The sequence below is a fragment of the Niallia oryzisoli genome (genome assembly GCF_036670025.1).
GTDB classification, from domain to species: domain Bacteria; phylum Bacillota; class Bacilli; order Bacillales; family Cytobacillaceae; genus Bacillus_BD; species Bacillus_BD oryzisoli.
Genome location: NZ_CP137640.1, coordinates 2,688,185 through 2,713,287, shown reverse-complemented (window position 1 = coordinate 2,713,287; position 25,103 = coordinate 2,688,185). Strand labels below are relative to the sequence as shown.

Sequence of the window (25,103 nt, the reverse complement as noted above, 5' to 3'; positions counted from 1 at the left end):
TTTGTATGATCTTTATAGCATAGATAACTCCCCATTCCTTCTACTACCCTTTACTTTTTCTTTTAATACCTTACAACTAGTACCTGAAGATATGGCATGAAAACAACAGTCAATGAATGTTTCTATCCTAATCTTCCTTCTTTATGTAATTTCCATAATGTACCGACCAGATTTTAAATTATTACTCCTACTTCTCCAAATACTACGAATAAAGAATGGGGATATTAATGGGCGGAGCAATATCAAATGAACAAATTATATTAATTGTTACTTCAATAATTGTTGGTACATTAGCACGTATTTTAACTATTAAAGAAGACTTCAGACAGTACCTAAGTTATCCTAATGCGTATATGATTCATTTGGTAACAGGGTTTGTCGCTGCATCAATAGGGGCATTTGCAATTCCAGCTTTAATGACTAAAAATTTCGTAGCCGTTACGTTTTAAACCTTAGCCATACAACAATTTAGGGATGTAAGAAATCAGAAAGGGAAAAATTAAAGGACTTGGAAAATATGCCTACTCTTGATAGTTAAAAAGTATCCATAAATACCCCCTGATGAAAATTCTTTACTAAGTGACCGTAACCTTTTACCGATGCAATATGTATCTAAGGAGTAACCTACCCCTTTTTCTTTGGCATTTGTCAGCCGCCTGCAATACAAGTGGAAGATGAACTTTCAACAGAAGAATTTAATTCTTTGAGAAGTAAAATAAGCTGTTCACCTTTAACAAGTTCCTCTAAAGTCTGTTTTGTCATAGAAATATTGTATTTTTTTAAAATATCCGCCGTACTTTCCAGACATTAGCTATTCCTTCTGGTGACATATTCGCTTGTATGACCATTTCAGTATCCTCCTTTTACCAAATGCCTCTTCTAGTGTTCCGTTATGATAAGCCTCTATAACCTCGTCAATGGAAATTCGACGCTCTTCGACTGGGATATTCTTTGATTTTAACAATTGAATCACGTGTAATACCTGGAAGGATACTACCATTAATGCAGGTGTTACAACTGTTTCGTTCATTTTGAAGAAGATATTCATGCGGCCTACCTCTTCCACGTAACGTTTTTCTTTTCCGTCTAACCATAACGTTTGAGAATATCCATCCTTGCTCGCAATTTCTTGTCCTTTAATTGTGGATTTTTTAGGTAAGTCATTCATTGTGGGAGAAGATCATCTGGTGCTTAGCATAAAGAAAGAGCACAATCCTTATTGCAGAATTGTGCCCGATTATGGATAAGCGTATATTATATAAACCCTGATCTCATTTGTTTCGTTCCAAGTAGTTTAAAATTACCCTAAGATCCAAAGCCCCACCATGCAACATAACCATAGAGTACCCATCAATATTCCTGCCAAGTTACGAGTTTTCAATGCCCTATTTTTTCTTGAAGCCTACTCACAAATTTGGTTTATTAACGAAAAAGATTCGTTTTGGCAAGGTCAATGAGCTCGTTGCCTTGTCTGTTCAGAACGGCTTTCATCATCCAAAGGCTAAATCCTTGTGCCTGTTCATAAGTAATCTTTGGTGGCAAAGCCAATTCTTGGCGGTTCACCACAACATCAAGCAGCACAGGTCCATCATATTGAAGGGCACGCTGAATCGCTTCCTCCAGTTCTTCAGGGTCCTCCACGCGAATTCCTTCAATGCCTATCGCTTGCGCCACCGCTGCAAAGTTGGGGTTATCAAGGGCGGTGCCTGTTTCCAGGAAGCCGGCTGCTTTCATTTCAAGCTCAACGAAACTGAGCGCACCGTTGTTGAATACGACTACCTTAACGGGCAATTTATGCTGCTTTAGTGTGAGAAGATCGCCCATCAGCATGGCAAGTCCTCCATCTCCAGAAAGTGAAATCACCTGGCGGCCTGGCTGGGCAAGCTGTGCTCCGATTGCCTGTGGCAGGGCGTTTGCCATCGTTCCATGATTAAAAGAACCTAATAACCGCCTTTGTCCGTTCATTTGCAGATAACGGGCGGCCCAAAGTGTTGGGGTTCCGACATCGCATGTAAATACCGCGTTCACGCTCGCCAGGTCACTGACGGCTTTCGTGAGATATTGAGGATGAATCGGTTTGCGGCCTGGTTTTCCGATGGCAAGTTCGTCCAAATCATCACGGACTTTTCGATAGTGGTCGGTTAATCTCTCTAGGTGGCTTCCATCATGTGGCTCTGTCAGATAAGGTAGCAGTGCTTCAATAGTTGCCTTAACATCACCGCACAGCCCATAGGTTAGGTTAGTTCGACGTCCGAGATGTCCCGGCTCAATATCGACCTGCAAAATGGTGGCATCTTTTGGATAAAATTGCCTGTATGGAAAATCGGTACCAAGCATCAGCAGTACATCACATTCCTTAACCGCAAGATAGCCTGATGCATAACCGATTAGACCTGTCAGTCCGACATAGTACGGATTATCATACTCCAGGTGTTCTTTACCTCGCAAAGCAATGACCATAGGTGACTGCAGTTTTTCGCAAAGCTGCATGAGTTGCGTATGAGCGCCTGCACAGCCGGCTCCGCACAAAAGCGTAATGCGCTTGCCCTGGTTCAAGTAGTCCGCCAGCTGCTTTAACTCCGTTCCCGAAGGACGTATTATCGGCTCTGTCACATGAAGGACATGATCAGGTACAGGGGTCTCATCTGCTTCATAACCAGCTACGTCCCCAGGCAGAACAAGAACGGACACACCTTTACGTGAAACTGCATTCTGCATGGCGACGACTACGGAGCGGGGCATTTGGTGAGAGGTCGTCACTACCTCGCAGTAGTAGCTGCAATCCTTAAATAAATGATCGGGGCGTGTTTCCTGAAAAAAATTGGTGCCAATTTCGTAGCTTGGAATGTGTGCTGCAATGGCAAGCACTGGGACCCGATTGCGGTGACAGTCGTACAAGCCATTGATGAGGTGCATATTGCCAGGTCCACTACTTCCGGCGCACACAGCAATACTTCCGGTCATATCGGCATCGGCACCGGCCGCGAATGCAGCAACCTCTTCATGGCGGACATGAATCCATTCAATTTCCTTTGAACGTCTGATGGAATCGAGAACGGCGTTCAGAGAATCTCCTACAATACCATAAATCCTTTTTACACCTGCATTTAACAATGCTTCAACGAGTGTATCCGCAATAGTTCTTTTCATTATTTTTCTCCCTTGTTATTTTTTTGTATTTTTACCATGTTTCCGGGATTTATTCTGATTTAAAAGAATGTCGGATATGTTCCGTTGTTGCTTCGAAAAGGCTTATATCTGGATCTAATACCCGGAGTGATAAGGAAGAAAATACAGTTGGAAATGATAAGAACTTATTGTGACTTGTTAACTCGAATTAACTATTTACGCAAAATGATGGTATTTGTTGGAATGTCAAAGTATCCTAATCAAGTTGAAACTTTAACCTCTTATCTTCGCATACATGGTGTACACGATGATGAAAGTTACATTCTAACAATCTTTTATCGATGATATTGTAGATAAACGTCCGTTTGTTCAATAACAAAAGCGCAAGCGCCTTCTGAAAAAGGCGAGCTTGTTCCTGTGTGGAAAATTCTTGGTAGTATTCCTTGGTGCTCAGCCCCAATTAAAGAAAGCTCGCTGACTGGCAAGCCGTTAGGCGCAGCCAGAAGCGTAGTGAGCCTGACCTGAGTTTTCTAAGGGCTAAAGCCCCAAGAAAACTCATATGGCAACACCTGCACTTGCACATCCTGTACGGCGAAGCTGGTTCAGAAAACTTATATAAGTTATCCACACTGAAACGAATCTATAAATTCCTAATACCAAAAAAGCCGCCAAAACGACAGCTTTGATCTTCAACACTAGCACCCGTATTCATCTACATTGGCATCTTTTAGAATTTACCCCTTGGTTGCATAACAGCAAATTCCTACATCAGAACACGCCATTCTCATTGGGAGAATTCTCCGGTATCGGTTGACCTACATCCCATAATTCAACGATGAGATCGTTTTGAAAGCGGAAGATATGTACCACAGCTCCCCCAAGGTCCTCTTGGTTTTGCTTTACATGAGAGTGAACCGCAACCATATCACCCTCTCCAATGACTCGTTTTACCTCAAAGACTTTGTGTGGATTCTTGATGGCGTTCTCTTCCATTGCGAGCATAAGTGAGTCAGCATCGCCACGAAAAAAAGGATTATGATGACGGAAATCCGGACCAGTGTACCTACTGTATGCTTCGCGTACTTCCCCCGATGCAACTAGTTGCAAAAACGACACAGCCTTCTCTTTTAGAGAATTACTCATTGTAAATCATCCTTTCTTCAAAGTGTCCACATCAACCATTCATTTATTTCGCATTCTCATCTGGTTGATGAATGCCGAAGATATTTCCTTCCGTATCTACATAATATCCTTGCCAAGCCATTCCAGGAAGAGCGTATTTTGGCAGCGCTACCTTGCCTCCATTTTCAAGAATTTTTGCTTCAATCGAATCATAATCTTCTACCCCCATTGTACATGCATAACCATTCAATGCCTGGTTCGGTTCTGGGGGAGGACTTTGCCTCTGCATCAATGCTCCATTAATACCTGGCTCATTATCACTGCCAGTCACAGCTCCAAAATAAGGCATACCTGCATATTCACTCCAGTCTTGAAAAGTCCACCCAAATACTTCTTCATAAAACTTTTTAGCCCGATTCATGTCATCTACATGAATTTCGAAATGTACTAATCTCCCCATGATTTCCTCCTAATTTTTAAAGTAAATTTCAATCAATGTGAAAAAAGCAGAGATCTACCTTTCCCACAATCTTATCTCCTTACTTTATTATACAGCAAACATACGTTCTGTCAAAGAATAAATAACCTTTCTCCTTTCCTCTGATTATCATTTCCTAGGCCCCCCCTACTTCTAAAGAGTATTCTGTCATTTGGTTGAAGGGCTTTAAATTTTTAAAAAAACCGGGTGGTGCTTTAGTTAGGCATCACCCGATTGTTCAGCATATTCATCACTCTTTAACAGAATCTAACTGTTTAACAACAACTTAGATTCATGATTGGGTTTGACTCTTTTTATAAAGAAAGCAAGAATGAGGGCGATAACTGCAATCAATGTAGAAATGAAAAAGGCAAAATTAATCCCATGTAACATCGCTTCATTCATGATTTGTTGTTGCATTTCAGCTGCAGCCTGTGCAGATGGTTGAGTACTCGCACCCATATTTGCCATTGCGTCAGCAGCTAATTCCTCTGCTTTTGCTTTTGTTCGGTGGTTCATTACGGTAATCAACAACGCGGAACCAATTGCACCAGATACCTGCTGCAATGTATTGTTCATTGCGGTTCCGTGTGGATTATTAATCGCCGGAAGCTGATTTAAACCATTTGTCATCACGGGCATCATGACCATGGACATCCCAAACATCCGAAAGGTATACAGCAGAACAAGGGTAGAATAAGCAGTATTCATACTAATTTTGCTAAAGTAATACGTTGTTACAACGGTAATGGTCAACCCAATCACGGCCAAAATTCTTGCTCCATACTTATCAAAGAGTTTCCCTGTAATTGGCGACATAATCCCCATGACAATAGCGCCAGGAAGCATTAAAAGGCCGGAATCCATTGGTGAAATCCCGCGAATCGTTTGTACATAGATGGGCATCAAGATCATTGCTGAAAACATGGCGACTGCAATAACGATTGCAATGGCAGATGATAAGGCGAACATTGGATATTTGTAAATACGAAACTCAAGCATTGGATCCTCCATCCGAAGTTGACGAAGGATAAAGGCAATTAAAGCAAGTGCACCAATAATAATCGTACCGTACACGAGTGGACTGTCCCATCCTTTTTCACCTGCAGAACTAAAGCCGTAAAGCAGGCCGCCAAATCCAATAGTTGATAACACAAGCGAGAGTAAATCAAGCTTAATCGCACGCTGCGGTGTTACATCTTTTGATATAAAGGCTGCAAAAACTAAGGTTATTACGGCAATTGGAAGAACAAGATCAAATAACATTCTCCAACTGTAATGCTCAATCAACCATCCAGAAAGAGTCGGTCCAATCGCTGGAGCTGTAATCATAACAAGACCAAACATTCCCATTGCTGCTCCCCTTTTTTCGACTGGAAAAGCGGTAAGCATGACATTCATTAATAACGGCATCATAATCGCGGATCCAGCAGCCTGAATCATTCGTGCTCCTAATAACACACCAAATGCAGGCGAAAAACTAGCTAAGAGTGTACCCAAAGTAAATAATGACATGGCTGTAATAAATAACTTTTTATCAGAAAAGCGCTGAATGAAGAACGCACTCGCTGGTATTAATATACCGTTAATAAGCATATAACCAGTGGAGAGCCATTGTACCGCAGTTGCATTCACATCGAATTCCTTCATAATTGATGGAAGGGCAACGTTCAGCAATGTTTCATTCAATATAGCAACAAAGGCCCCGATAAATAAAACGGCAATCATACCATATGGAGGTTTTTTTTGAAAAGAATTGGTTTCTTCCGTCATATAGAATCACCCCTACTTTCTATGTTAAGTAAAAGTACATGGTTGTTGCACAATGTTTCTTTTCTTCACTATCATTTTCATTATTTTGAATAGCATTCATTTCCTTATGAAGTCTTCCCATTTCCTAAACTAACTTGCATTGCTCTGGCGGTATCACTTATATGTTAAAAATCCTCAATTGTTTAGGAACGTTTGTTTTTTAGTAAAAGTCCAATAAACTCAGGCGTGGATGAACCCCTCCCGCAATACGTTTTGTAAAAATTGACTCGGTTTACCTACGCTGTATAGCTGCAAATAGTGCATTGCTCTGGTACAGGCTGTGTAGAAAACTCTACGCAGGCTTTCATCACCATAGACATGTTCCGATGCATCATAAATGATGACGGCATCGAACTCGATCCCTTTGGACAGATAGGACGGTACAACAACAACTCCTTGCTCATATTCAATCGAGCTGCTCTTTAAGAGTTTCAATTCACCGATGCTTCCCAAGGATTCATATGCACTTTTACTTTCCTCGGCAGATTTGCATATGATCGCGATACTTTTAAACCCTAGACTTCGCAATTCGGTGGCTTTGGCGGCAATACAGCTGTGCAGTTCTGCGTGATCAATTACTTGTTTCATCTCGGGCTGCGCACCGTTGCGTTCAAAAGGAATAATCTTTTCTCCATTAGGGACAAGTCTTCGTGTAAATTCAATGATCGGTTTGGTCGATCGATAACTCCGTGCTAGATTGATTAAATCCGTTTCATCCGGACCGTATAGGTTGGTTAGTGTATCGAAATCAACTCTTTCATTAGCATGGGCGAAGATAGCCTGATTAAAGTCGCCGAGCACGGTCATCCTTGCCGCAGGAAACAAACGCTTCAAAAACTCAAATTGAAAGGGGGAATAATCCTGAGCCTCATCCACAACGATGTGTTTGATGGAGCTGTTTGTCTGAAAGCCAAGAATCTGCTCTTTCAAAAGTAAAAACGGAGTAGCATCCTCATAAAATAGTTTATCTTCATCTAGCATTTTCAGCGTCGATTGACAGATCACCGCCCAATCGTCTGGTATCTCCCCTTCCCTCCACTGTTTGATCTTTAGTGGATCAGCAAAAAGCTGCTTGTATATCCCTTTTAAGTCGATGAAACGAAACGATCGAACTCTTTTTCTTAACGGCTTCAATTTTTGGTGAACCATTAATCTGGCTAGTGCTTTCGGCTCCATCTCATAGTCTTTAATTGATTCTCTTTTAAAGCCTCGTTTTTCCGCTAAGTAGACATGCGCCTTATAGTAAGCAGCGTTGCTAAGCAGCTCGATTTCCTCCTGTACCCATGGCTTTGTACTTTCGAGCCTTTGTGCCTCAGCTATTTTTTCCATGAGCCAATCCTTCAACTTTTCAAGTCGATTATGGAAGCGGAGCGAAGTGTCATGACTGTAAAACCTTTCCGCTATTTGTTGCGCTGTAACGATTGGTTTCCCTCTGAAGGGAATATCCTTAAATAGCATTCCTGATAATTCCAGTGACTTTCGATAGGATTGGATTGCCTCAAAAAACCGAGTAGATGCTTTAAAGCGGATACTCGCAAGCCTTGATTTGTACGAAGGACTATTCGCAGCTGTTAACACATATTCCAATTGCTCGTAGGGATTTTCAACCTGGAATTCTTCACTGAGACGATGATCCAAGTATTCCTGAAAGGTTACCTGCTGCATATTCTCTTCACCAAGTTCTGGAAGCACATTTGACACGTAACTGCTAAACATGGAATTAGGCGAAAAAAGAATGATTTGATCTGCATTCAGACGATCTCGATATTTGTAGAGCAAATAGGCAATTCGCTGCAGGGCGGCTGATGTCTTGCCGCTGCCTGCTGCACCGTGAACAATAAGCAGCCTCCCTTTGTCATGGCGGATGATCCGATTTTGCTCCTGTTGAATGGTCGCTACGATATTGTGCATCTGTTTGTCGGTCCCTTTGCCCAGAACTTGCTGTAAAATTTCATCTCCAATGGTAAGACTCGTATCGAACATGGATTGAAGAACGCCGTCGCGGATAAGATATTGCCACTTTTTCACCAATATCCCTTTAACCTGTCCTCCGGGTGTTTCATACTTAGCCAGACCGGGCTGGAAATCATAGTAAACACTAGAGATAGGAGCCCTCCAGTCGTAAATCAGGAAATTTTCTCCAGTAGCATCACTAAGCGAAGAGATACCAATATAGATTTGTTCCTTAGTTGAGTCCCCTTCTTCTATAAAATCAATCCGGCCAAAATAAGGATTCTCCCGCATTCGGCGCAGCGTGGCTAAACGCTTGGATGCATGTTTGTGGGAGCTTATGTTCACGGACAGTGCCTGCGCCTCTTGCCTCAAGCCGATAATGGTTTCAAGGTAATCATCAAAGGTTTCTGTATTCACCTTGACTTCATCCCAAAAGTGCTTGCGGATATGAACCACTTCGTCCTTACGTTTGGCTGTTTCTTCTTCCAGCCTGTTAATTTCCCCCGTAATAGCCCCCATTACACTGTCTACTCGTTTTTGCTCCTGCTGATGTTCTGGACTCATAGTAAACAACTCCTTAAAAAAATTTTATAAAAGGGTTGACTCTTGGTTTGACTACATTGTATAATTAAGATAGGGAAAAATATATAAAATTTTAATTAATCAATGCATATCTATATAAATTTACCACAAGATCTTATTTATTTCAATGTTATGAACTTAAATCTATGAAAAAAGAGTAGTAGTTTACGTTTTCAACGTAAATACTACTCTTTTTAAGTTACATAAGGACGGTTCTGTTGACCCAAAGTTAAGATCTCCTTACTGCTATTCGATCTCAGTAATCTTTACACCGACTTCATTACGACTCCTTCGCTTGATAAGAAAAGTAAGGATACCGATTCCACTGATTAGTATCACAGCTAATAATATGATTGTCATATAGGTTGGCAAGAATAAAAAGGCAATCGCTAGCCAAGCAAACAGAAGGGAAGCAGGGCTGGTTGCCCGCAAACATCGGTAAATGAATCTTATCCAACCCGACCGAATATACGGTGTTGCTTCTAATAACAAAATTGTCGGATTTAAAATCACACCAAAAATAAACGGAATCAGGATATACGCTGCAAACTCAATATGGGCAGCAAAACCTATTAAATAAACAAATGCTGCACTTAACGCCTGCATGAAGTAATCCAAATGCGCTGATTTTAGTTTTCGATAGTTCGTAAATATCCCTTTGAATGACGAGTTTTTTTGATAGTGAATAGCCGCCAATGGCAGCGAAAGCGCAAGACCGAACATAAAGGAGAATAATGCCCATTGCAGCAATACTTTATTCATCTTTTTTTCATCCCCCTATCTTAATAAAATCTGATAATAAAAATGGCGAGAATAACGTCATACACCGCACACAGCGGGGGAAACCATTTGACAACGCTTGTTTTCACTATTTTCGGATGGTGCAGCATATCCCAAATTCCGTGAAGCAAAAAGCCCAATGCCACCCAGATTGGGGAATATACCAATCCCAAAAAAGCTAGATGAAAAATAACCAGCGATACGAAGGTTTCGATAGAAATCCATTTCACCCGAGAGTCTGATAATGCAGCCCCGGGATAAACACAAGCAGTATAGGTAAGAAAAAGTGTAAATAATTGATAAGAAACCGGGAATGCAAACGAGTAAAAAAATCGGATAACCAATAACGACAGTAAGATCCCTGCCACTATACTTTTAACATTTGTTTTCATGAGAAATCCCCTTCCATTAATCAGGTTACTATAATCATATGACGGAAGAAGACTCTGCCAACCGCAAACATCGATTGCTACCCTGCAATCTTTTGCGCGTATGTCACTCAGCTGATTATTTTTGAAAAATAAAAGGCCGGTATCTCCGGCCTCTCCTTAGTATAAATCCTCTGTCGGTAGTATTCCCAGGAGCTTTGCTTTTTTAATTGCCTCCACTCGGGAATTCACATTAAGTTTTTGAAACAGCTCTGTCAAACTGTATTCCAATGAACGTTGACTGATTAATAGTGTCTTAGAAATCTCCTTGTTGCTATGCCCTTTCGCTAATTCCCGGAGCAGCTTTTCTTCCTTTTTGCCAATTGTCGTTTTTTCATTTTCCTTATCTCCTTGTACGACAATTTCTTGACGTCTGAGCTGCTTTAAGAGCTGCATTGGGACGATTGCTTCTTTTCTGGCCGCACAACGGATGGCCTGAATCAATTGCTCCCGTGTCGATGTTTTGGTAATAAAACCAGAGACACCAGATTCCATCAAAAAATTAAAATGCGGAGCGATATCAAATCCAGAGTAGATAAGAATAATCGCATCCGGAACCACTTCCAGTACCTTTCGGGCCAAATCTGCTCCGTTTATATTTGGCATATATAAATCAAACATAATCACATCAAACTGCTTTAACCGAACCAAATCCGTGACAACAAAGACATCTGTTTCCACGGTGACACTCATGTCAGGTTCTGCTTCAATTAACATTTTCGTTCCTTCGACGACTGCCCTATGATCATCAACCAACAATATTTCCATAGTAATCACCTTTTTGTTTTTTCGAATACGGAATATAAATACCCATCTGCAGCCCTTCCTGCGGTGCGGAATACAACTCCACCTCACCATCCAAGCTGAGAACACGATTTTCAATACCAGCAATCCCCATATGTTTGAACGTTCCTTCTTTTAAGGTCGATAAATCGACACCAACTCCATCATCCATGTACGAAAAATGAAAATGTTCTTTATGGCAGGATAAACTCATCGTCACTTTCTCAGCCTTAGAATGTTTGTTGGCATTATTAAGTAATTCTTGAACAATCCGATACAACCCGAGAATTTGGTCCTCATTGAGCGGATGTTGTAAATCCTCAGACTGAAACTCAATCTCGTAGTTAGAGAACATCCGAGCATAGGAGAACAAGCTTTTCAACGATTCAACTAGGCCCATTTTTAACAAAAACGGAGGGCGGAGTTCATTACATGTAATGCGAATTTGATAGACAGCATCCAGCAGTCCCTCTTCAATTTGAATTAATTCCTCTTTTGTTTCAGTACTGAAAGGCGAAGAAGATCGAAGAGACTCCAGTTTACGATACCAAATAATTAAATCCTGCAATACAGAGTCATGTAAATCACTGGACAGGGATGCTCGTTCCTTCTCTGACAATCTAAACAACAGTCTTAACATCCATTTTGGCGTTTGGTTGTCAGATACCATCTTTTCTACACGTTGCATTAAATCTTCAATGAGCTGAAGATTATCATATAGAAGCGAAACATAATGAACGGCGGTTTCCAGCCATTCTTGTTCCACTTTTAATAAGGGCTTTTGGAAGGTAATTCTTAAATAGACCAGCTGTTCTTTTTCTGCAATTTTCATCCACGCTTCACCGCTGTTTTCAAGAAAAGACTCCTGAGCTCTCGTAATTTCTTCAATCGATACATAAGAAACAGGTAAAACATTCTTTACCTCATCAATTAGTCGATTTTCCAATTCGGAGACTTTCATGACGTTTACAAGGTCGTTTGAAAATCGGTTTATACTTTGCTGAAGTGTTTTGTATCGTTCTTCACTCAGAATGAGTTCCTTTTCTTCCTGTTTTCGTTCGGTAATATCTTTGACAATGCCATGGACCCCGTTTAATTCACCAGAAAGCAGAATAGGAACAAAAGTAATACTGACAATTCTCTGAACCCCATTGGCAGCACGGGAAATTCGGCATTCGACATCCCGCGGTTCCTTCCGTTGCATCACTTCAGACAATACATGATAAACCGAAATATGGTCTTCATCATAAATTAATCCAATAAAACAACGATCGGTTAGACTTTCCATTTGGATGCCGGTTATTTGTTCAAATGTCTGGTTCGCATCGACAAAATTCCCATATAAATCAATGGAAAACACCCCATCCAGATTATATTCAAATAAAGATTTATATCTCTGTTCGCTTTCTTCTAATGCTAGCTCCGCTTGCTTTTTCTCAGTAATATCCAATAGCATGCCATCAAGCCGTTCCACTTTTCCTTCATGATTCTGATATGGCTGGACCAGCAAATTAACCCATTTCGTTTGATTTTCATGATGAATGTAGCGGACCATTTTGTTCGCTGGAATCCCCTTATCCAAAAGCGGTTTCATTTCACCTATCATCATAGCATTATCCTCAGGGTGAATATGCTCGTGGAGTCTGATCGGATTATTTATCATTTTGTTTCTTGGAATTCCAGATATCTTTTCAATACTTTCTGAACAATAGTTATAGTAGGTAAAATCTTTATCGGTCGACCAAACAGCGGCATTGACACTTTCCAAAATATTTTCGAGCAGTTGTTCTGTTTGTTTCCGAGTAGTGATATCGCGAACAACACCAACGATATAGTTTAAATTCCCTAAACTGTCCAAAACCGGTTTTACACTGGTCTCAACGTAAACGGTTGAGCCATTCTCATGGACCAGCCGGTATTCTAAATTTATGGGGGTCTTCGTTTGAACCGCTTGATAATGAGCTTTTTTTACAAAATCAATATCTTCCGGATGAATGTGCTCAAAAGCATTTGTGCCTACATACTTTTCACTTGTACATCCTAGTAATCTTACAATGGATGGCGATACGTACCGAAACATTTCTCTATTATCTACCAGAACAATAACATCGGAAGTGTTATCCGCGACAATGTTAAACATAGCATATTGTTCATCTTTGGATTTTTGATACTCTTTTAAGATACTTGTATAAGCCATAACAGCTCCCCCATCGTTAATAATTGGGACAAGCTTCCGCTGTACTTCCATAGTAAATCCATCATTACGATGTACAATTGTATGGACAAGATCTTCCTTGTTTGAAAAGATCAGTTGTTCTAGTGCACTGCTCCAATGATGAACGTCAGAACCGAATTGGTTTTTAAATGTATCGTTCATCCACAATATTTGATTATCAGGACTGATGATATACATTGGGTCAGGCATGTTTTGTAGTATCTGCCTGGCACTTGCAATAATATCTTTGATTTGATTCATTGAATACTCCTTTCGGAAATTCTTTCCATGTTTTATCCTGTTAATCTATTATAATCGGAGTTCCTCCTCTCATCACGCAAATATATGTGGAATCTCCGCAATTCTTATGACCCATAAGCGCGACCAGATGTTATCTCCCTCTGGAATGTCACTTCAATAACGGACAACTTCAAACTCAAATATCCGCTATCACTCACCTCAATTAACTTCTTTTTATATGGTTTAATATTAATAAATTTCACCTATATTAATATTAAAAAGCAGTGCAATTTCAATCGTGAAATACACTGCTTTTATAGTTGTTTTTTTACTTTTTTTATATCTGCGGCGGGTACCTCAAAATAGAACGGCTTAGAAATATACTAATGGGATTCGTTTCGAGGTGCTTTTCTAAAAAATATTCACCGAAATGGCAGTCCTTTTGGCATCGTAAATGGCATATAAAAAAAGCAAAACCCGCACCAAAATGACGGGTTTTCTTTGTTATAAATTCCTGATCTTCTTTAACTAAAGCTACCCTATAGTTTAAGTAGAAATCTTCACAATCTTCTCTTTTCCCTAACAAGATCTAATTTCTTGAATGTGTTTAGGCATTACAAAAAGACGCCCTTTAATTAAAGAAAAGCGCTCGTTAATTGAATAACAACATCTTTTTTATTAGTAAAAAAAGCGAAAATAAATTGCAACAAGATAATTAACAACAATAATAAGGGAATAAATTTTCCGAATAATACAATACACCCTTTTTCTTTTTCGTGTGCAAATTATCCACCCAATACACAATATCAGTTGAATAATATACAAAAGGTCTACCGCAAGTTTTGAGTATAGTTCTAATTTTGTCATCCTTTTAATTTTCTCTCCTAAATACTAAAGCACCCGTTCGTTAAACAACATCTTACGATAATTTGTTAATTAGATTTTTAGGAGGGTCAGCACTAATACAGAGTTTGCTTTTGTGTCCCATCTGTTTTTATTCGATATACCATTTTCTCTGTTCTTGTGTAATAAATCCAATCGTCGAAAATGTTTATGTTCGTTACAAAATGTTCATTTAAAAAAGTTTTACCTGTTCCATCAAGCTTTATTTTGTAGAGATCACCGCCAGGTACATCTACAGTGGTATAGTATATCCAACCATTGGACACGTTGAGGTTTGAAGTAGGAACATCGCTTAATTTGATTTTGTTTGATCCATCCAAAGTCATCTTATAAATTCTATTTTCATCTATTGGATTTCTGAAATAAATCCAATAGCCATGTATTTGAATATTGTAGGCACTTGTATCATTTAGTTTTGTTCTTTCGGTTCCGTCAATTTTTACTTTGTATGGTTTTTGGCCATCTGATACATTTTGGTAATAAATCCAATTACCGATTAGGTTAATGGCGGAGGATTGATCTTCATTTAATTTAATCCTTCCTGTTCCATCTACGTTTAATTTATATAATTTAGCACCGTCCGACTGATTTGAATAGTAAATCGAATTATCTTTAACCATAATATCGGTAGAACTATCATCAGTTAATTTTGTTCTTTCTGCACCATCAATTTTTATTTTATATAGCTTCCCATTATCCCTGCCATTTCGATAATAAACCCATCCATTTAAAACATTAATATAGGTTGGATCATCATTTGCCATTAATGGTGTATCCATTGTTAAATCTGTTTTAATTTTAGATAATGTTCCGTACAACGCTGTACCTTGCCGTTTATTATAATAAAGCCATTCATTTTCCGTACCAACAATGCCACTGTTCAATATATTACCTGCTGTATTCCCAAGCCCTTCCATAGACAAAACTTCAGTAAGTGATAATAAATATTGATTCTCCTGGTTTAGGACATTGACTCTATTTTTCAATTCATCATAATCAGAAGTAACCCTTATTACCTGATTTGCCTCATCCCATACAACCTTGGCCCCTACCCTGCTAAACTCTGCAATTGGAACATAAATATAAGGGTAGGTTGCACCTTCAGGTTGAAAATTTAATACAGGATATAGCCCAGTATTAATATCTACACCACTAACGAAAATGGGTCTATCTGCTGTGTACGCTGTAACAGGTTTGTATTGTAATTGCCTAACTTCAATTCCCTTTTTTGAAGCTGGTTCGGGAATCAGTAGCATTTGGCCAATATATATGATCGGACTTACGAGATGATTTACGAAAACAATACTTTCCACAGAAGTATTGAACTTTATTGCTATTGAATATAAATTATCACCTGGTTGAACGACATAACTAAGATTAAGGTTTCTGTTCATTATTACACCCTCCTTCTGACAGATTACATTATTTATCGTATTATTCTGTAAAAGAAAAAGTACCTAATGGATTTTACATCCGTTAGCTCAATAATAAAAGGAGATGCCGCTGCACCCCCTTGTTCAACTCAAGCCCCCTATAGTTTAAGTACATCCCTTCACGATCGTTAAAAGTTAGTACTTTTTTATAATTTCATAGAAGGATACTATATAATAATTAGAAGTACAATTTTTACTAAGGAAAAGCAAGGAGAAAAAATGAACGAAAATTATTTTGTAAAAACGCATGCTTTAGGGAATGAGTATTTAGTTTTTAATGAGGAAAAGACAAATTTTAAATTAACACAAAAGGCAATTCAAAGAATATGTAATGTTAATTTTGGAATAGGTTCCGATGGAATTTTATTAAAAGTTCCATCAAATAAAGCAGATTTTGGATTAAGAATTTTTAATCCAGATGGTTCTGAGGCAGAAAAAAGTGGTAACGGATTAAGAATATTTTGTAAGTATATTTACGATTATGGTTTTACCTATAATAAAGAGTTTTCTGTTGAAACAAAAGGTGGAATTGTAAAAGCAAAAATTATTGAGATTTCAAATGGAAAAGCCAAAATAATTTCAGTTGAAATGGGAAAAGCAAATTTTCATTCGAAAGAAATTCCAACCAGATTCACTAAAACCGAAGTAATAGGGGAAAAACTGAATATTCAAGATAAAGAATATGAAATTAATTGTGTTTCTGTGGGAAATCCTCATTGTGTTATTTTAAAGAAAGAACTAAATATTGATGAAATAAAGCAATACGGTCATCTTATAGAAACTAATAATTACTTTCCAAATAGAATAAATGTACAATTTGCAAAAGTTTTATCAAGAAGTGAAGCGGAAATATTAATATGGGAAAGAGGTGCTGGTTTTACATTAGCATCAGGGACCTCATCATGTGCAGTAGCCTCTGTTTTAAGGAAAAGAAATTTAGTTGACAATGAAGTTAAAATTAAAATGCCTGGCGGAGAATTATTAATAGAAATAGAAGATAATTGGAATGTGAAAATGACTGGAGAAGTTAGACAAATAGCGGCAGGAACTTTAAGTGATGAACTTATTGAAGATTTAAATAAATAATGTTAACTCACTTATGAAGAAATTTTCTTATTTTACAAACTAAAAGTTATAAGAAAATATAATATGCTATCCACAAACTATATATCTATTTTCGAAAAACTGTGGATACCGCTAAAACCTAGCCTAAAAAGCTAGGTTTTTATGTATATCTTATTGGACTAAATTGGTCCGTTAGCTCAATAACAAAAGGCTGCCATTTTTGTAGCAGCCGGTTCTTCAAGGAAAGCCCCCTATAGTTTAAGTAGAAATCTTCACAATCTTCTCTTTTCCCTAACTCGCTCTAATCTCTTTATAAGAACAGAAAAAATTTAAATCTGAAGAGCTTTTTGTAATGATTTTTCATTGCTTCTACAAAGTTCTGACGTGTTTCTTCAGATATTTCTAATAAGGAAAGATAGGGATTTAAATCTTCTAATTCGACTAATAATAGCTCCCCTTGTTCGCTTCATCATTTTTTATTTAATGATTTTCCACGGAACGAAACACTTTAAGTATATATTCATTACTCTTGGGACTGTGTGGAATGAAAATTTTTTTAATAATAGCTATTGATTTTGTTGTAATGGAATGAATTACTCGTTACTTCTAAGAATATCATCAACTGTCTTTTTCATAGTAAAAATCACAGTTTTCTTGTAGCGTGCCGCTAGACGCAGCACTCTTATTTGTTCGGATCGGGATAGATGTTGAAAACGAGGCTCTTGTTTCATAAAGGATCGAACGATCGACCAGCTGGTTGGTATTAAAGGAAAGTCATCAAGGGGCTGTTTCTTTCGTAAACGATAAATCCACGATATCATTCCGGATGCATCACTTTTATCAACGATACATGGCGCATAAATATGTTTAGTATGTTTTTTAAGGGTTTCGAAACGTTCTTGTCCGCTAACAAGGATATAGCTGCCATCCTTCCGGTTTTTTTTCACAACTAAAACATACATCATGCAATCCCACATTAATCTTTGAAGTTTCTTCATGTGCTTGGTGATTTTCAGTGATAAATCAGGTTTGATTTTATTAAGTGGTATATACTCAATTGTCAATTTCATACGCAGCCCCTCCTGTTTTAAACGTATCTCGCCTACATTTCCTTGCAGCAGGTGCGTTGTACTGATGAATCGTCACTGGTTTTATTCTTTTCTAAAGTTGGAATTAATTAATGTTATAAAGTCCAAATGATTGACATAGGCTTAAGTTCCATTTATTTGATTTATATGAAATGTTTGCCTGTCACATTCGAAGTAAGGATGAAAATGTCTATATCCTGCCAGATAGTTTAAAACTGCAGTAAAAAAGGCAACGGGTTTTTCGCTGTTTTTTTACTATTGCACATTTTACTTTTAGTGTAATTCGAAACAATTTTGCAATTAATTTTTAATCTGATTTAAATCAAAATGTAAAAATGGAAGGTTCTATGTATGATACATTAAATAAAGTATAGAAATGAACTCAGGAGAATAATAAGCGATTATACCATTATTACGATATTCATAATACTCTAAAACAATTAACTGCATCAATCCATTTCATGTGAATGAAGGAGTAGAATAATATGTTGACTCGTTATAAAAAAATGTTTAATAAAATAGCCATGGGTTTCTATCATTTATGCCGAATGAAAAAGATCTTCAAAAACTCCAGATGACTATACATCAATATGAAACCGAACACAGCCACCAACTCTTTCTTTGGAAAGAAGATAAAGACATCATTGGAATAATCGGGATTTTATTTTTAGATAAACGCCTAATCCAAATACAGCATATTGCAGTCAACCCTTCCCATCGTGGTAAAGGAGTTGGCAAAAGGATGATTAATGCCCTAAAAGAACTTTATCCAGATACTCCTTTCATTCCCAATGAACATACAGAAGCTTTTTGTGATGATTGCTATATTAATGTATCTTTACCTATTAGAAGCTAGTGTAAAGATCATCTCTCATTTAAAATATGTCGTGGAGGTTATGATGGAAAATAAACAATTAAAAGAGTTAGATAACGAATGGCTCCAACTAGTTGAAGATTTAATGGAATCTAACCTATCTAAAACTGAATTTAAAGCATTTTTAGAATATAAAAAAATAGAAAAAGAAAATAAAGAGAAATAACGATAATCCTGTGACCATTCTGTTAACCATATTCCATTGGAATTGATCATCGTGTATACTAAAGAAAACGCTTTCAAGTTTTTGTTCATATGTAAAGGAGGTATAATATTTTGTATCTTCATCAAACAAAATTACGTATGCAAGCTTTTGAAAAGTTAACAGGAGATCAGCTGAAAGAACAGGAAAATCATGCACTATTCAACTATTCCGTCGTATTGGTCGGATTTGCTATTATAGTATGGCAATCACTTATATAAAAAACATTCCCCTTCAAAACGAAGGGAAATGTTCATTAATGACCTGTATTTTGGTCTAACCCACCCTGTTTATTAAACACAGCAACACGATCAAGTAACGTGGCACTTGACTCGTTTAAGCCAGTGATATGGGCTTGAATCCCATTTTGATGGAATTTCAGGACCACCTTATCAATCGCTGTTACACCTGATTCATCCGATATATTCGCACGAGACAAATCGATATCAACCATTGTTACATTCTCTTGTTTGAAGTTGAAGGAAGAAACAAAATCAGTTACAGAAGCAAAAAACAACTGACCTTCTACCTTGTATTCTACTTTTTGCAGTGCAGCGTTCGCTGTTTCGTTCACTTTCACTTTTGAAATTTTGGAAGTGAAAAATAGCGCACTTAAAACAATACCGAGAATCACACCAATGGCCAAGTTATCTGTCAGTACGACCACTACAACTGTGGCAACCATCACGACTGCATCTGTTTTTGGAAGCTTGTGCAATCGTGTTAAAGAACCCCAATCAAATGTACTGATCGATACCATGATCATAACAGCTACAAGAGCTGCTAAAGGAATTTGAACGACGACTTTATTTAACACAATTATTAGGAACATTAAAAAGACACCAGCAACAAACGTAGAAAGACGGCCGCGCCCGCCGGATTTCGTATTAATAACAGATTGTCCAATCATCGCACATCCTGCCATACCACCGAAGAATCCATTGACAATGTTAGCCATTCCCTGCCCTCTGCATTCTACATTTTTATTACTCGTTGTATCTGTCATATCATCAACAATTTGCGCCGTTAGTAAAGACTCAATTAAACCGACTAGTGCCAATGACAGTGCATATGGGAAAATAATACGAAATGTTTCTAAATTAAATGGAACATCCGGAAAGAGAAAATTCGGCAATGTATTTGAAATACTTCCCATATCCCCGATTGTTTTTACACCACTACCGGTATAAATGGCTATTATACTAATCACAATTATCGCAACAAGTGGTGATGGGATCGCTTTTGTTATTTTAGGAAAAAGATAAATGATGGCTAATCCCCCGGCTACCATAGCATACATTGGCCAAGATTCACCTGAAAACGAAGGTAATTGTGCTGAAAAAATTAAGATCGCTAAAGAGTTGACAAAACCTACCATAACCGAACGAGGAATAAATTTTATTAATTTCCCGATACGTAAAACTCCTAGCAAAATTTGAATGATTCCTGTTAAAATAGTTGCTGCCAGCATATATTGAATCCCATGATCTTTTACTAAGCCTGCGAGTACTAATGCCATCGCGCCTGTTGCAGCTGAAATCATTCCCGGGCGTCCCCCGACAAATGCAATCACGACAGCCATACAAAAGGATGCATATAAACCAACCATTGGATCCACACCAGCTATAATAGAAAAGCCAATGGCCTCTGGTATTAAAGCCAATGCGACAACAATTCCGGCAAGAATATCTGCCCTCACATTGGAAAACCATTCTGTTTTTAATTTGTTACTCACTCTTGCATACACCTCATATTCAATATATATTTGACTTTCACTCTCTTAAAAGTCAGGTTCGATTACAATAGTAAAAGTCTATCATTTATGTTCCCAAAAAGGAACCATTTTGAATCTTTTTTACCAATATAAATTATGGTACGATAGAAGAAATGTCTTAAAGATTAAAGGAGTATTTTATGTTAGTAGGATATATGAGGCCTTATCATGAGGATCCCGATTGTGAAGAGCAATTGCTAAAGTTGAATAGGATGAATTGTGACATCATTATCACAGAAGAACATGCATCAGCAAAAAAAAGAACACATCTCAAGGATATGTTCAATCACCTCAACCCTGGTGACAAAATCATTATTACAAAACTCTTTGCTTTAGCTGATTCAACCCAACATTTACTTGAATTATTAGAGACCATTGATCAAAAGGATGCCTACCTCCAATCCCTAACTGAGGGCATTGATACAAGCGGTCCAGATGGATATCAATTCCATGACATTGTCAAACATCTGCTCGTCTTTCAAAGTGATGTGATCAGTGAAAAAACAAAACAGGGCATGTATGAAGCCAAACAAAAGGGAGTCTCTACTGGAAGACCAAGAAAACCTGATGAGAATGTAAAACAGGCGATTACGATGTATCAAAGTAAAAAATACAGTCTAGCAGAAATTAAACAACAAACAGGGATAAGTAAATCTACTTTATATCGATATCTTGAAAGTGAAATGATGTAATATGACAACTTATAACAGATATTATAGTACGCAGGGACGGATCCAGCATTTCACTACTCTGCGAAACATCAGAATCGTTCCCGCATTTTCTTATTTTCAGTACTTGTTAAAACCACTGTACTGCTCCAGATTCAAGTTCTTCTTCCTTCAGTCCGTCGGATTAGACTATCCCTTGCATCCATATATTCATTGTATAGCTTATCAACATATTCTCTAGCACTTGTCACTTCTTTTATCACACCAATGCCCTGTCCGCTTCCCCAAATATCCTTCCATGGCTTAATGGCATTATCTCCAAAATTCATTACAGCTGGATCACCTTCAGGTAGATTGTCCGGATCCAATCCCGCTGCTCGAATAGATGGTTTTAGATAATTCCCATGTACACCAGTGAAAAGACTGCTATAAACAATATCATCGGATGTACTATCAACGATTGCTTGTTTATATTCTTCAGCCGCACGTGCTTCATGGGTTGCAATAAAAGGAGAGCCAATATAGGCAAAATCAGCTCCCATCGCTTGGGCGGCGAGGACAGAAGCACCCGTAGCAATCGTTCCAGACAAAGCAAGTGGACCATCGAACCATTGGCGGATCTCTTGAACCAACGCAAAGGGACTCTTCGTACCAGCATGACCGCCAGCACCTGCCGCAACGGCAATCAGGCCATCTGCCCCTTTGTCTATTGCCTTGTGTGCGAACGTGTTATTAATGATGTCATGCAGAACCATTCCCCCGTAGCCATGTGCGTTGTCAAATAGTTCTTTGCGGGCACCTAAGGAAGAAATAATAATAGGAACTTTATACTTTACACACAATTCCATGTCGTGTTCCAACCGCTCATTTGACTTATGTACAATTTGATTGATAGCAAATGGTGCAGCGGGACGATCTGGATTTTTTGCGTTATAATCTGCGAGGTCTTCTGTTATTTCTGCCAGCCATTCATCAAGAAGGCTTGCGGGTCTGGCATTCAATGCAGGCATGGATCCAACAATCCCTGCCTTACATTGCTCGATCACTAATTTAGGATTACTAATGATAAATAATGGTGCTCCAATTACTGGTAGACGCAAATTCTGAAGGATTGATGGGATTCTTGACATTTATGGTTCCTCCATTCATTTATAGGCATGTATCGCCTTTCCTAGTTAGTAGAACATGATTCTAATATGACACGTCTTGATACTAAACCATTACTCATGTTCATTTTATTTTCAATATAATCAGATTAAATCATCATTTATATGAATATTCAATCTATTAAACTTGAAAAAATACCTTATTTTATCTCATATTGCAGAATATATAAAATAACTGTATTTGTATGTTAAGATTGTTATAGTGATTATGAAAGATTTGATTCAATGGGAGGTCATACAAATGGAAGTCCATCAAGCTACAATTGAGGATTTAGAAGGAGTATCCCATTTATTTAATTTATACCGGGAGTTTTATCAGCAAACATCAGATTTAGAGGGTGCGAAGAATTACATTAAAGAACGTTTAGAAAGTAAGGATTCTGTGATATATATTGTTAAATACAAACAAAAGTATATCGGATTTACTCAACTTTATCCTACTTTCTCATCGATATCTATGAAAAGTGCGTGGATATTAAACGACTTGTATGTAGCTGCAGAAGCCAGAAAACAAGGAATCGGTGAAATGCTCTTACATAAAGCAAAAGCTTTTGCTATTGAAACAGGGGCTAAAAGTATTAGTCTGAGTACAGCACCAGATAATTATTCTGCTCAAAGACTATATGAAAAAAATGGCTATATACAGGATTCACAATTTTATCATTATGAATTAAGTTTAACTTAATAATTGTTGGATTAAATTATTCAAAAAGAAGCCATACGAACAGTCACAGACACTGTTGGTATTTGCCTATCACATTTCTTCGAGGCTAATTCAATTAACGAACGATAATCTTCCCCTTTTATATCTTTATCGCTTATTACTAGCACCTTTTTCCCCTCCAAACATTAAGACTATTATTTAGTTAGTTATCTTATTCAGACTGAACAGTAAAAACCGATCAGTCCATATTTTATCAATAGGGTAACCCTATGATAAGGTAGCAATCCATTGATTTTTAGGGATTTAAAACATCTCAAATAGACATATCAAAATTTCTAAATGGATATTTACCCCATAGTGGCCCCTCAATCTGTGAATCGTTTCCATACCCCTAAAAAGCCGATTTCCCATCCTAAAAATCAACTTTTTTATTTCAATAAAGTTGATTAATCAATCTGTATTTTTGGGTGATACTTCGGTATCATGATTCAGCCTTGAAGGGAAGGAATCATCCAAAGCTGAAGGATGCTCGTTTTTCTGTATGGGTTGGTTTGTTTCATGGTAGAGGGTATTAGTATCCGGCATTAAGATTAAGAGTTCATCAAGGGATGAGAATCCATTTTCCTTTGTTAGGGTGTACTTTAATTCAGTCAAGCTTTCATTTACAATTGACGCTAAAAGCTCCTGCAGAGGACTATGTAACGAAAGGTCTTCTAATTCATCGGGATCTTCGTTAAAGGTGTTTATTTTATGTTGTAATGAGGCAACGCCTTCATTTAGTATCAAAGCTAAGAATTCACTGTTTGATGATAGATTGCTGAATTCATCGTGTTTTTTTAAGGTATCTACGAAACTTTCAAAGTTCATTTCCTCTGCTTCATTGAATTCCAATATAAAACCTTTCTCTCCCTTTTTATATTCCACTGTTGCTTCCCCTTTTGATAAGGTTTTTTTAACTACTATTAAATAACTTATTTGTTAAAAATCAAAATGTTCATCATTACCCCAAAAAAAGCCAGATCATTTATCCTTAGGAAAAGCGCTCAAGGCCTGGACGTTCGTATTGTAGGAAAAATTCAACCCTCGAAGAAACGTTGATTTCTTCTTTCGGGGTACTACCACATGCCCATCAAGCTTATGTTAATCGTTATCCCCAAAACGAAAAAAACACTATTCTTTCTGTAATATGATGGAAAGGATGGTGTTTTTTTTATGTGTAGCGAGGTTTCAAAGGTTCTGGTGTAAAAAGACTTAGACAGCTAACCCAACATGAATATTACTCACTCCTCGAGCAATTTTTATTTGGAATGAAAAATTTATTGCGAATATTTATGGGATATAAGACTTAGATGTTGGGAATTAACATTATATTTTTGTTTATATTTTGACCAAATTCGAAGTTTGCACCAGAACCATAATTTCACTATTTTCCGTGCAATAAATTTTCATATTCGTTTAAAAGTTTGTTTAAAGCTTGACTCAACGATAAAACTTCTTTATCAAGAAAATCTAAATTCTTATTTGAAGCAGTTCGAACCATTTCTTCTCGAAGTAGGTTGATTTTATTCCAAAGTTTTTTCTCTTTAATAAGTTTCTCATTCATTTTAGCACCAACTACAGGTAAAATTCTAAACATTATCCAGTATGTCGATAATGCATAGCTGCTATGTATTAAAAATATAATTGTTATAGGCTATGTACAATAAAAAGGTTGTGAACAGTTTCACTTTTAGTTGAATAAAAT

At 37.7% G+C, this 25,103-nt stretch carries 24 protein-coding genes; 7 read left to right on the top strand and 17 right to left on the bottom strand.

What is annotated here, in order from left to right; all coding sequences use genetic code 11:
- Nucleotides 1-227: 227 nt before the first annotated feature.
- Nucleotides 228-449, top strand: coding sequence for a YIEGIA domain-containing protein (locus R4Z09_RS13480; RefSeq protein WP_338452776.1), 222 nt, complete (start codon nt 228-230; stop codon nt 447-449).
- Between the two features lie 362 nt (nt 450-811).
- Here R4Z09_RS13480 and R4Z09_RS13475 read toward each other — a convergent pair whose 3' ends face one another.
- The 11 genes from R4Z09_RS13475 to R4Z09_RS13425 form a co-directional block, all read right to left on the bottom strand.
- Nucleotides 812-1,168 carry an aminotransferase class IV gene (locus R4Z09_RS13475; protein WP_338452775.1) on the bottom strand — a complete coding sequence of 119 codons (357 nt, stop codon included), beginning with the start codon at nt 1,166-1,168 and terminating at the stop codon, nt 812-814.
- 254 nt (nt 1,169-1,422) lie between these two features.
- Nucleotides 1,423-3,150 carry a ubiquinone-dependent pyruvate dehydrogenase gene (gene poxB / locus R4Z09_RS13470; RefSeq protein ID WP_338452774.1) on the bottom strand — a complete coding sequence of 576 codons (1,728 nt, stop codon included), beginning with the start codon at nt 3,148-3,150 and terminating at the stop codon, nt 1,423-1,425.
- A 747-nt stretch (nt 3,151-3,897) separates the two neighbouring features.
- On the bottom strand, nt 3,898-4,272 hold the full coding sequence (locus R4Z09_RS13465) for a nuclear transport factor 2 family protein (protein ID WP_338452773.1): 375 nt from the start codon (nt 4,270-4,272) through the stop codon (nt 3,898-3,900).
- Nucleotides 4,273-4,315: 43 nt separating this feature from the next.
- Nucleotides 4,316-4,711: a VOC family protein gene (locus tag R4Z09_RS13460; protein WP_338452772.1), complete on the bottom strand. Its 396-nt coding sequence runs from the start codon at nt 4,709-4,711 to the stop codon at nt 4,316-4,318.
- 285 nt (nt 4,712-4,996) lie between these two features.
- The gene (locus R4Z09_RS13455; protein ID WP_338452771.1) at nt 4,997-6,502 is read right to left on the bottom strand and encodes a DHA2 family efflux MFS transporter permease subunit; all 1,506 of its coding nucleotides are present in this window, start codon (nt 6,500-6,502) and stop codon (nt 4,997-4,999) included.
- Nucleotides 6,503-6,721: 219 nt separating this feature from the next.
- Nucleotides 6,722-9,058, bottom strand: a complete 2,337-nt coding sequence (gene helD / locus R4Z09_RS13450) for an RNA polymerase recycling motor HelD (RefSeq protein WP_338452770.1) — start codon at nt 9,056-9,058, stop codon at nt 6,722-6,724.
- A gap of 264 nt (nt 9,059-9,322) precedes the next feature.
- Entirely contained in the window at nt 9,323-9,838 is a 516-nt protein-coding gene (locus R4Z09_RS13445) for a hypothetical protein (RefSeq protein WP_338452769.1), read from the bottom strand.
- Between the two features lie 20 nt (nt 9,839-9,858).
- Entirely contained in the window at nt 9,859-10,248 is a 390-nt protein-coding gene (locus R4Z09_RS13440; protein ID WP_338452768.1) for a DUF6010 family protein, read from the bottom strand.
- Nucleotides 10,249-10,404: 156 nt separating this feature from the next.
- Nucleotides 10,405-11,052, bottom strand: a complete 648-nt coding sequence (locus R4Z09_RS13435) for a response regulator transcription factor (protein ID WP_338452767.1) — start codon at nt 11,050-11,052, stop codon at nt 10,405-10,407.
- Complete coding sequence (locus tag R4Z09_RS13430; RefSeq protein WP_338452766.1) at nt 11,033-13,543, bottom strand: PAS domain S-box protein; 2,511 nt, start codon at nt 13,541-13,543, stop codon at nt 11,033-11,035. The genes R4Z09_RS13435 and R4Z09_RS13430 overlap by 20 nt, the downstream gene beginning before the upstream one ends.
- Before the next feature lie 938 nt (nt 13,544-14,481).
- Nucleotides 14,482-15,819: a DUF5050 domain-containing protein gene (locus R4Z09_RS13425; RefSeq protein WP_338452765.1), complete on the bottom strand. Its 1,338-nt coding sequence runs from the start codon at nt 15,817-15,819 to the stop codon at nt 14,482-14,484.
- Nucleotides 15,820-16,077: 258 nt separating this feature from the next.
- Between R4Z09_RS13425 and dapF the strand changes: the two genes are divergently transcribed.
- Nucleotides 16,078-16,944 (top strand): diaminopimelate epimerase, encoded by an 867-nt coding sequence (gene dapF / locus R4Z09_RS13420; RefSeq protein WP_338452764.1) that lies wholly within the window; start codon nt 16,078-16,080, stop codon nt 16,942-16,944.
- A 572-nt stretch (nt 16,945-17,516) separates the two neighbouring features.
- On the opposite strand, the gene R4Z09_RS13415 is transcribed toward dapF, so the two are convergent.
- On the bottom strand, nt 17,517-17,993 hold the full coding sequence (locus R4Z09_RS13415) for a hypothetical protein (RefSeq protein ID WP_338452763.1): 477 nt from the start codon (nt 17,991-17,993) through the stop codon (nt 17,517-17,519).
- 559 nt (nt 17,994-18,552) lie between these two features.
- Here R4Z09_RS13415 and R4Z09_RS13410 point away from each other — a divergent pair.
- From R4Z09_RS13410 to R4Z09_RS13400, 3 genes are all read left to right on the top strand, one after another.
- Nucleotides 18,553-18,867 carry a GNAT family N-acetyltransferase gene (locus tag R4Z09_RS13410; protein ID WP_422392271.1) on the top strand — a complete coding sequence of 105 codons (315 nt, stop codon included), beginning with the start codon at nt 18,553-18,555 and terminating at the stop codon, nt 18,865-18,867.
- 43 nt (nt 18,868-18,910) lie between these two features.
- Complete coding sequence (locus R4Z09_RS13405) at nt 18,911-19,051, top strand: DNA-binding anti-repressor SinI (RefSeq protein ID WP_338452762.1); 141 nt, start codon at nt 18,911-18,913, stop codon at nt 19,049-19,051.
- Nucleotides 19,052-19,161: 110 nt separating this feature from the next.
- Complete coding sequence (locus R4Z09_RS13400) at nt 19,162-19,308, top strand: hypothetical protein (protein ID WP_338452761.1); 147 nt, start codon at nt 19,162-19,164, stop codon at nt 19,306-19,308.
- A gap of 35 nt (nt 19,309-19,343) precedes the next feature.
- Here R4Z09_RS13400 and R4Z09_RS13395 read toward each other — a convergent pair whose 3' ends face one another.
- The gene (locus R4Z09_RS13395) at nt 19,344-20,822 is read right to left on the bottom strand and encodes a SulP family inorganic anion transporter (RefSeq protein ID WP_338452760.1); all 1,479 of its coding nucleotides are present in this window, start codon (nt 20,820-20,822) and stop codon (nt 19,344-19,346) included.
- 179 nt (nt 20,823-21,001) lie between these two features.
- Here R4Z09_RS13395 and R4Z09_RS13390 point away from each other — a divergent pair, with 179 nt between their 5' ends.
- Nucleotides 21,002-21,553 carry a recombinase family protein gene (locus R4Z09_RS13390; RefSeq protein WP_338452759.1) on the top strand — a complete coding sequence of 184 codons (552 nt, stop codon included), beginning with the start codon at nt 21,002-21,004 and terminating at the stop codon, nt 21,551-21,553.
- A 131-nt stretch (nt 21,554-21,684) separates the two neighbouring features.
- Here the strand turns inward: R4Z09_RS13390 and R4Z09_RS13385 are convergent, their stop codons facing one another.
- Complete coding sequence (locus R4Z09_RS13385; RefSeq protein WP_338452758.1) at nt 21,685-22,659, bottom strand: nitronate monooxygenase family protein; 975 nt, start codon at nt 22,657-22,659, stop codon at nt 21,685-21,687.
- Nucleotides 22,660-22,936: 277 nt separating this feature from the next.
- Between R4Z09_RS13385 and R4Z09_RS13380 the strand changes: the two genes are divergently transcribed.
- Nucleotides 22,937-23,380, top strand: a complete 444-nt coding sequence (locus R4Z09_RS13380) for a GNAT family N-acetyltransferase (RefSeq protein WP_338452757.1) — start codon at nt 22,937-22,939, stop codon at nt 23,378-23,380.
- Between the two features lie 20 nt (nt 23,381-23,400).
- On the opposite strand, the gene R4Z09_RS13375 is transcribed toward R4Z09_RS13380, so the two are convergent.
- From R4Z09_RS13375 to R4Z09_RS13365, 3 genes are all read right to left on the bottom strand, one after another.
- Nucleotides 23,401-23,526, bottom strand: a complete 126-nt coding sequence (locus tag R4Z09_RS13375) for a hypothetical protein (protein WP_338452756.1) — start codon at nt 23,524-23,526, stop codon at nt 23,401-23,403.
- A 283-nt stretch (nt 23,527-23,809) separates the two neighbouring features.
- A complete protein-coding gene (locus R4Z09_RS13370) occupies nt 23,810-24,283 on the bottom strand; it encodes a hypothetical protein (protein WP_338452755.1) in 474 nt (157 codons plus the stop codon).
- Between the two features lie 499 nt (nt 24,284-24,782).
- On the bottom strand, nt 24,783-24,962 hold the full coding sequence (locus R4Z09_RS13365; protein WP_338452754.1) for an aspartyl-phosphate phosphatase Spo0E family protein: 180 nt from the start codon (nt 24,960-24,962) through the stop codon (nt 24,783-24,785).
- Nucleotides 24,963-25,103 lie beyond the last annotated feature (141 nt).

Coding starts and splice junctions, on each gene's coding strand:
- R4Z09_RS13480 (WP_338452776.1), top strand. CDS start 228: ATGGGCGGAGCAATATCAAATGAACAAATTATATTAATTGTTACTTCA.
- R4Z09_RS13475 (WP_338452775.1), bottom strand. CDS start 1,168: ATGAATGACTTACCTAAAAAATCCACAATTAAAGGACAAGAAATTGCG.
- poxB (WP_338452774.1), bottom strand. CDS start 3,150: ATGAAAAGAACTATTGCGGATACACTCGTTGAAGCATTGTTAAATGCA.
- R4Z09_RS13465 (WP_338452773.1), bottom strand. CDS start 4,272: ATGAGTAATTCTCTAAAAGAGAAGGCTGTGTCGTTTTTGCAACTAGTT.
- R4Z09_RS13460 (WP_338452772.1), bottom strand. CDS start 4,711: ATGGGGAGATTAGTACATTTCGAAATTCATGTAGATGACATGAATCGG.
- R4Z09_RS13455 (WP_338452771.1), bottom strand. CDS start 6,502: ATGACGGAAGAAACCAATTCTTTTCAAAAAAAACCTCCATATGGTATG.
- helD (WP_338452770.1), bottom strand. CDS start 9,058: ATGAGTCCAGAACATCAGCAGGAGCAAAAACGAGTAGACAGTGTAATG.
- R4Z09_RS13445 (WP_338452769.1), bottom strand. CDS start 9,838: ATGAATAAAGTATTGCTGCAATGGGCATTATTCTCCTTTATGTTCGGT.
- R4Z09_RS13440 (WP_338452768.1), bottom strand. CDS start 10,248: ATGAAAACAAATGTTAAAAGTATAGTGGCAGGGATCTTACTGTCGTTA.
- R4Z09_RS13435 (WP_338452767.1), bottom strand. CDS start 11,052: ATGGAAATATTGTTGGTTGATGATCATAGGGCAGTCGTCGAAGGAACG.
- R4Z09_RS13430 (WP_338452766.1), bottom strand. CDS start 13,543: ATGAATCAAATCAAAGATATTATTGCAAGTGCCAGGCAGATACTACAA.
- R4Z09_RS13425 (WP_338452765.1), bottom strand. CDS start 15,819: ATGAACAGAAACCTTAATCTTAGTTATGTCGTTCAACCAGGTGATAAT.
- dapF (WP_338452764.1), top strand. CDS start 16,078: ATGAACGAAAATTATTTTGTAAAAACGCATGCTTTAGGGAATGAGTAT.
- R4Z09_RS13415 (WP_338452763.1), bottom strand. CDS start 17,993: ATGAAATTGACAATTGAGTATATACCACTTAATAAAATCAAACCTGAT.
- R4Z09_RS13410 (WP_422392271.1), top strand. CDS start 18,553: ATGCCGAATGAAAAAGATCTTCAAAAACTCCAGATGACTATACATCAA.
- R4Z09_RS13405 (WP_338452762.1), top strand. CDS start 18,911: ATGGAAAATAAACAATTAAAAGAGTTAGATAACGAATGGCTCCAACTA.
- R4Z09_RS13390 (WP_338452759.1), top strand. CDS start 21,002: ATGTTAGTAGGATATATGAGGCCTTATCATGAGGATCCCGATTGTGAA.
- R4Z09_RS13385 (WP_338452758.1), bottom strand. CDS start 22,659: ATGTCAAGAATCCCATCAATCCTTCAGAATTTGCGTCTACCAGTAATT.
- R4Z09_RS13380 (WP_338452757.1), top strand. CDS start 22,937: ATGGAAGTCCATCAAGCTACAATTGAGGATTTAGAAGGAGTATCCCAT.
- R4Z09_RS13365 (WP_338452754.1), bottom strand. CDS start 24,962: ATGAATGAGAAACTTATTAAAGAGAAAAAACTTTGGAATAAAATCAAC.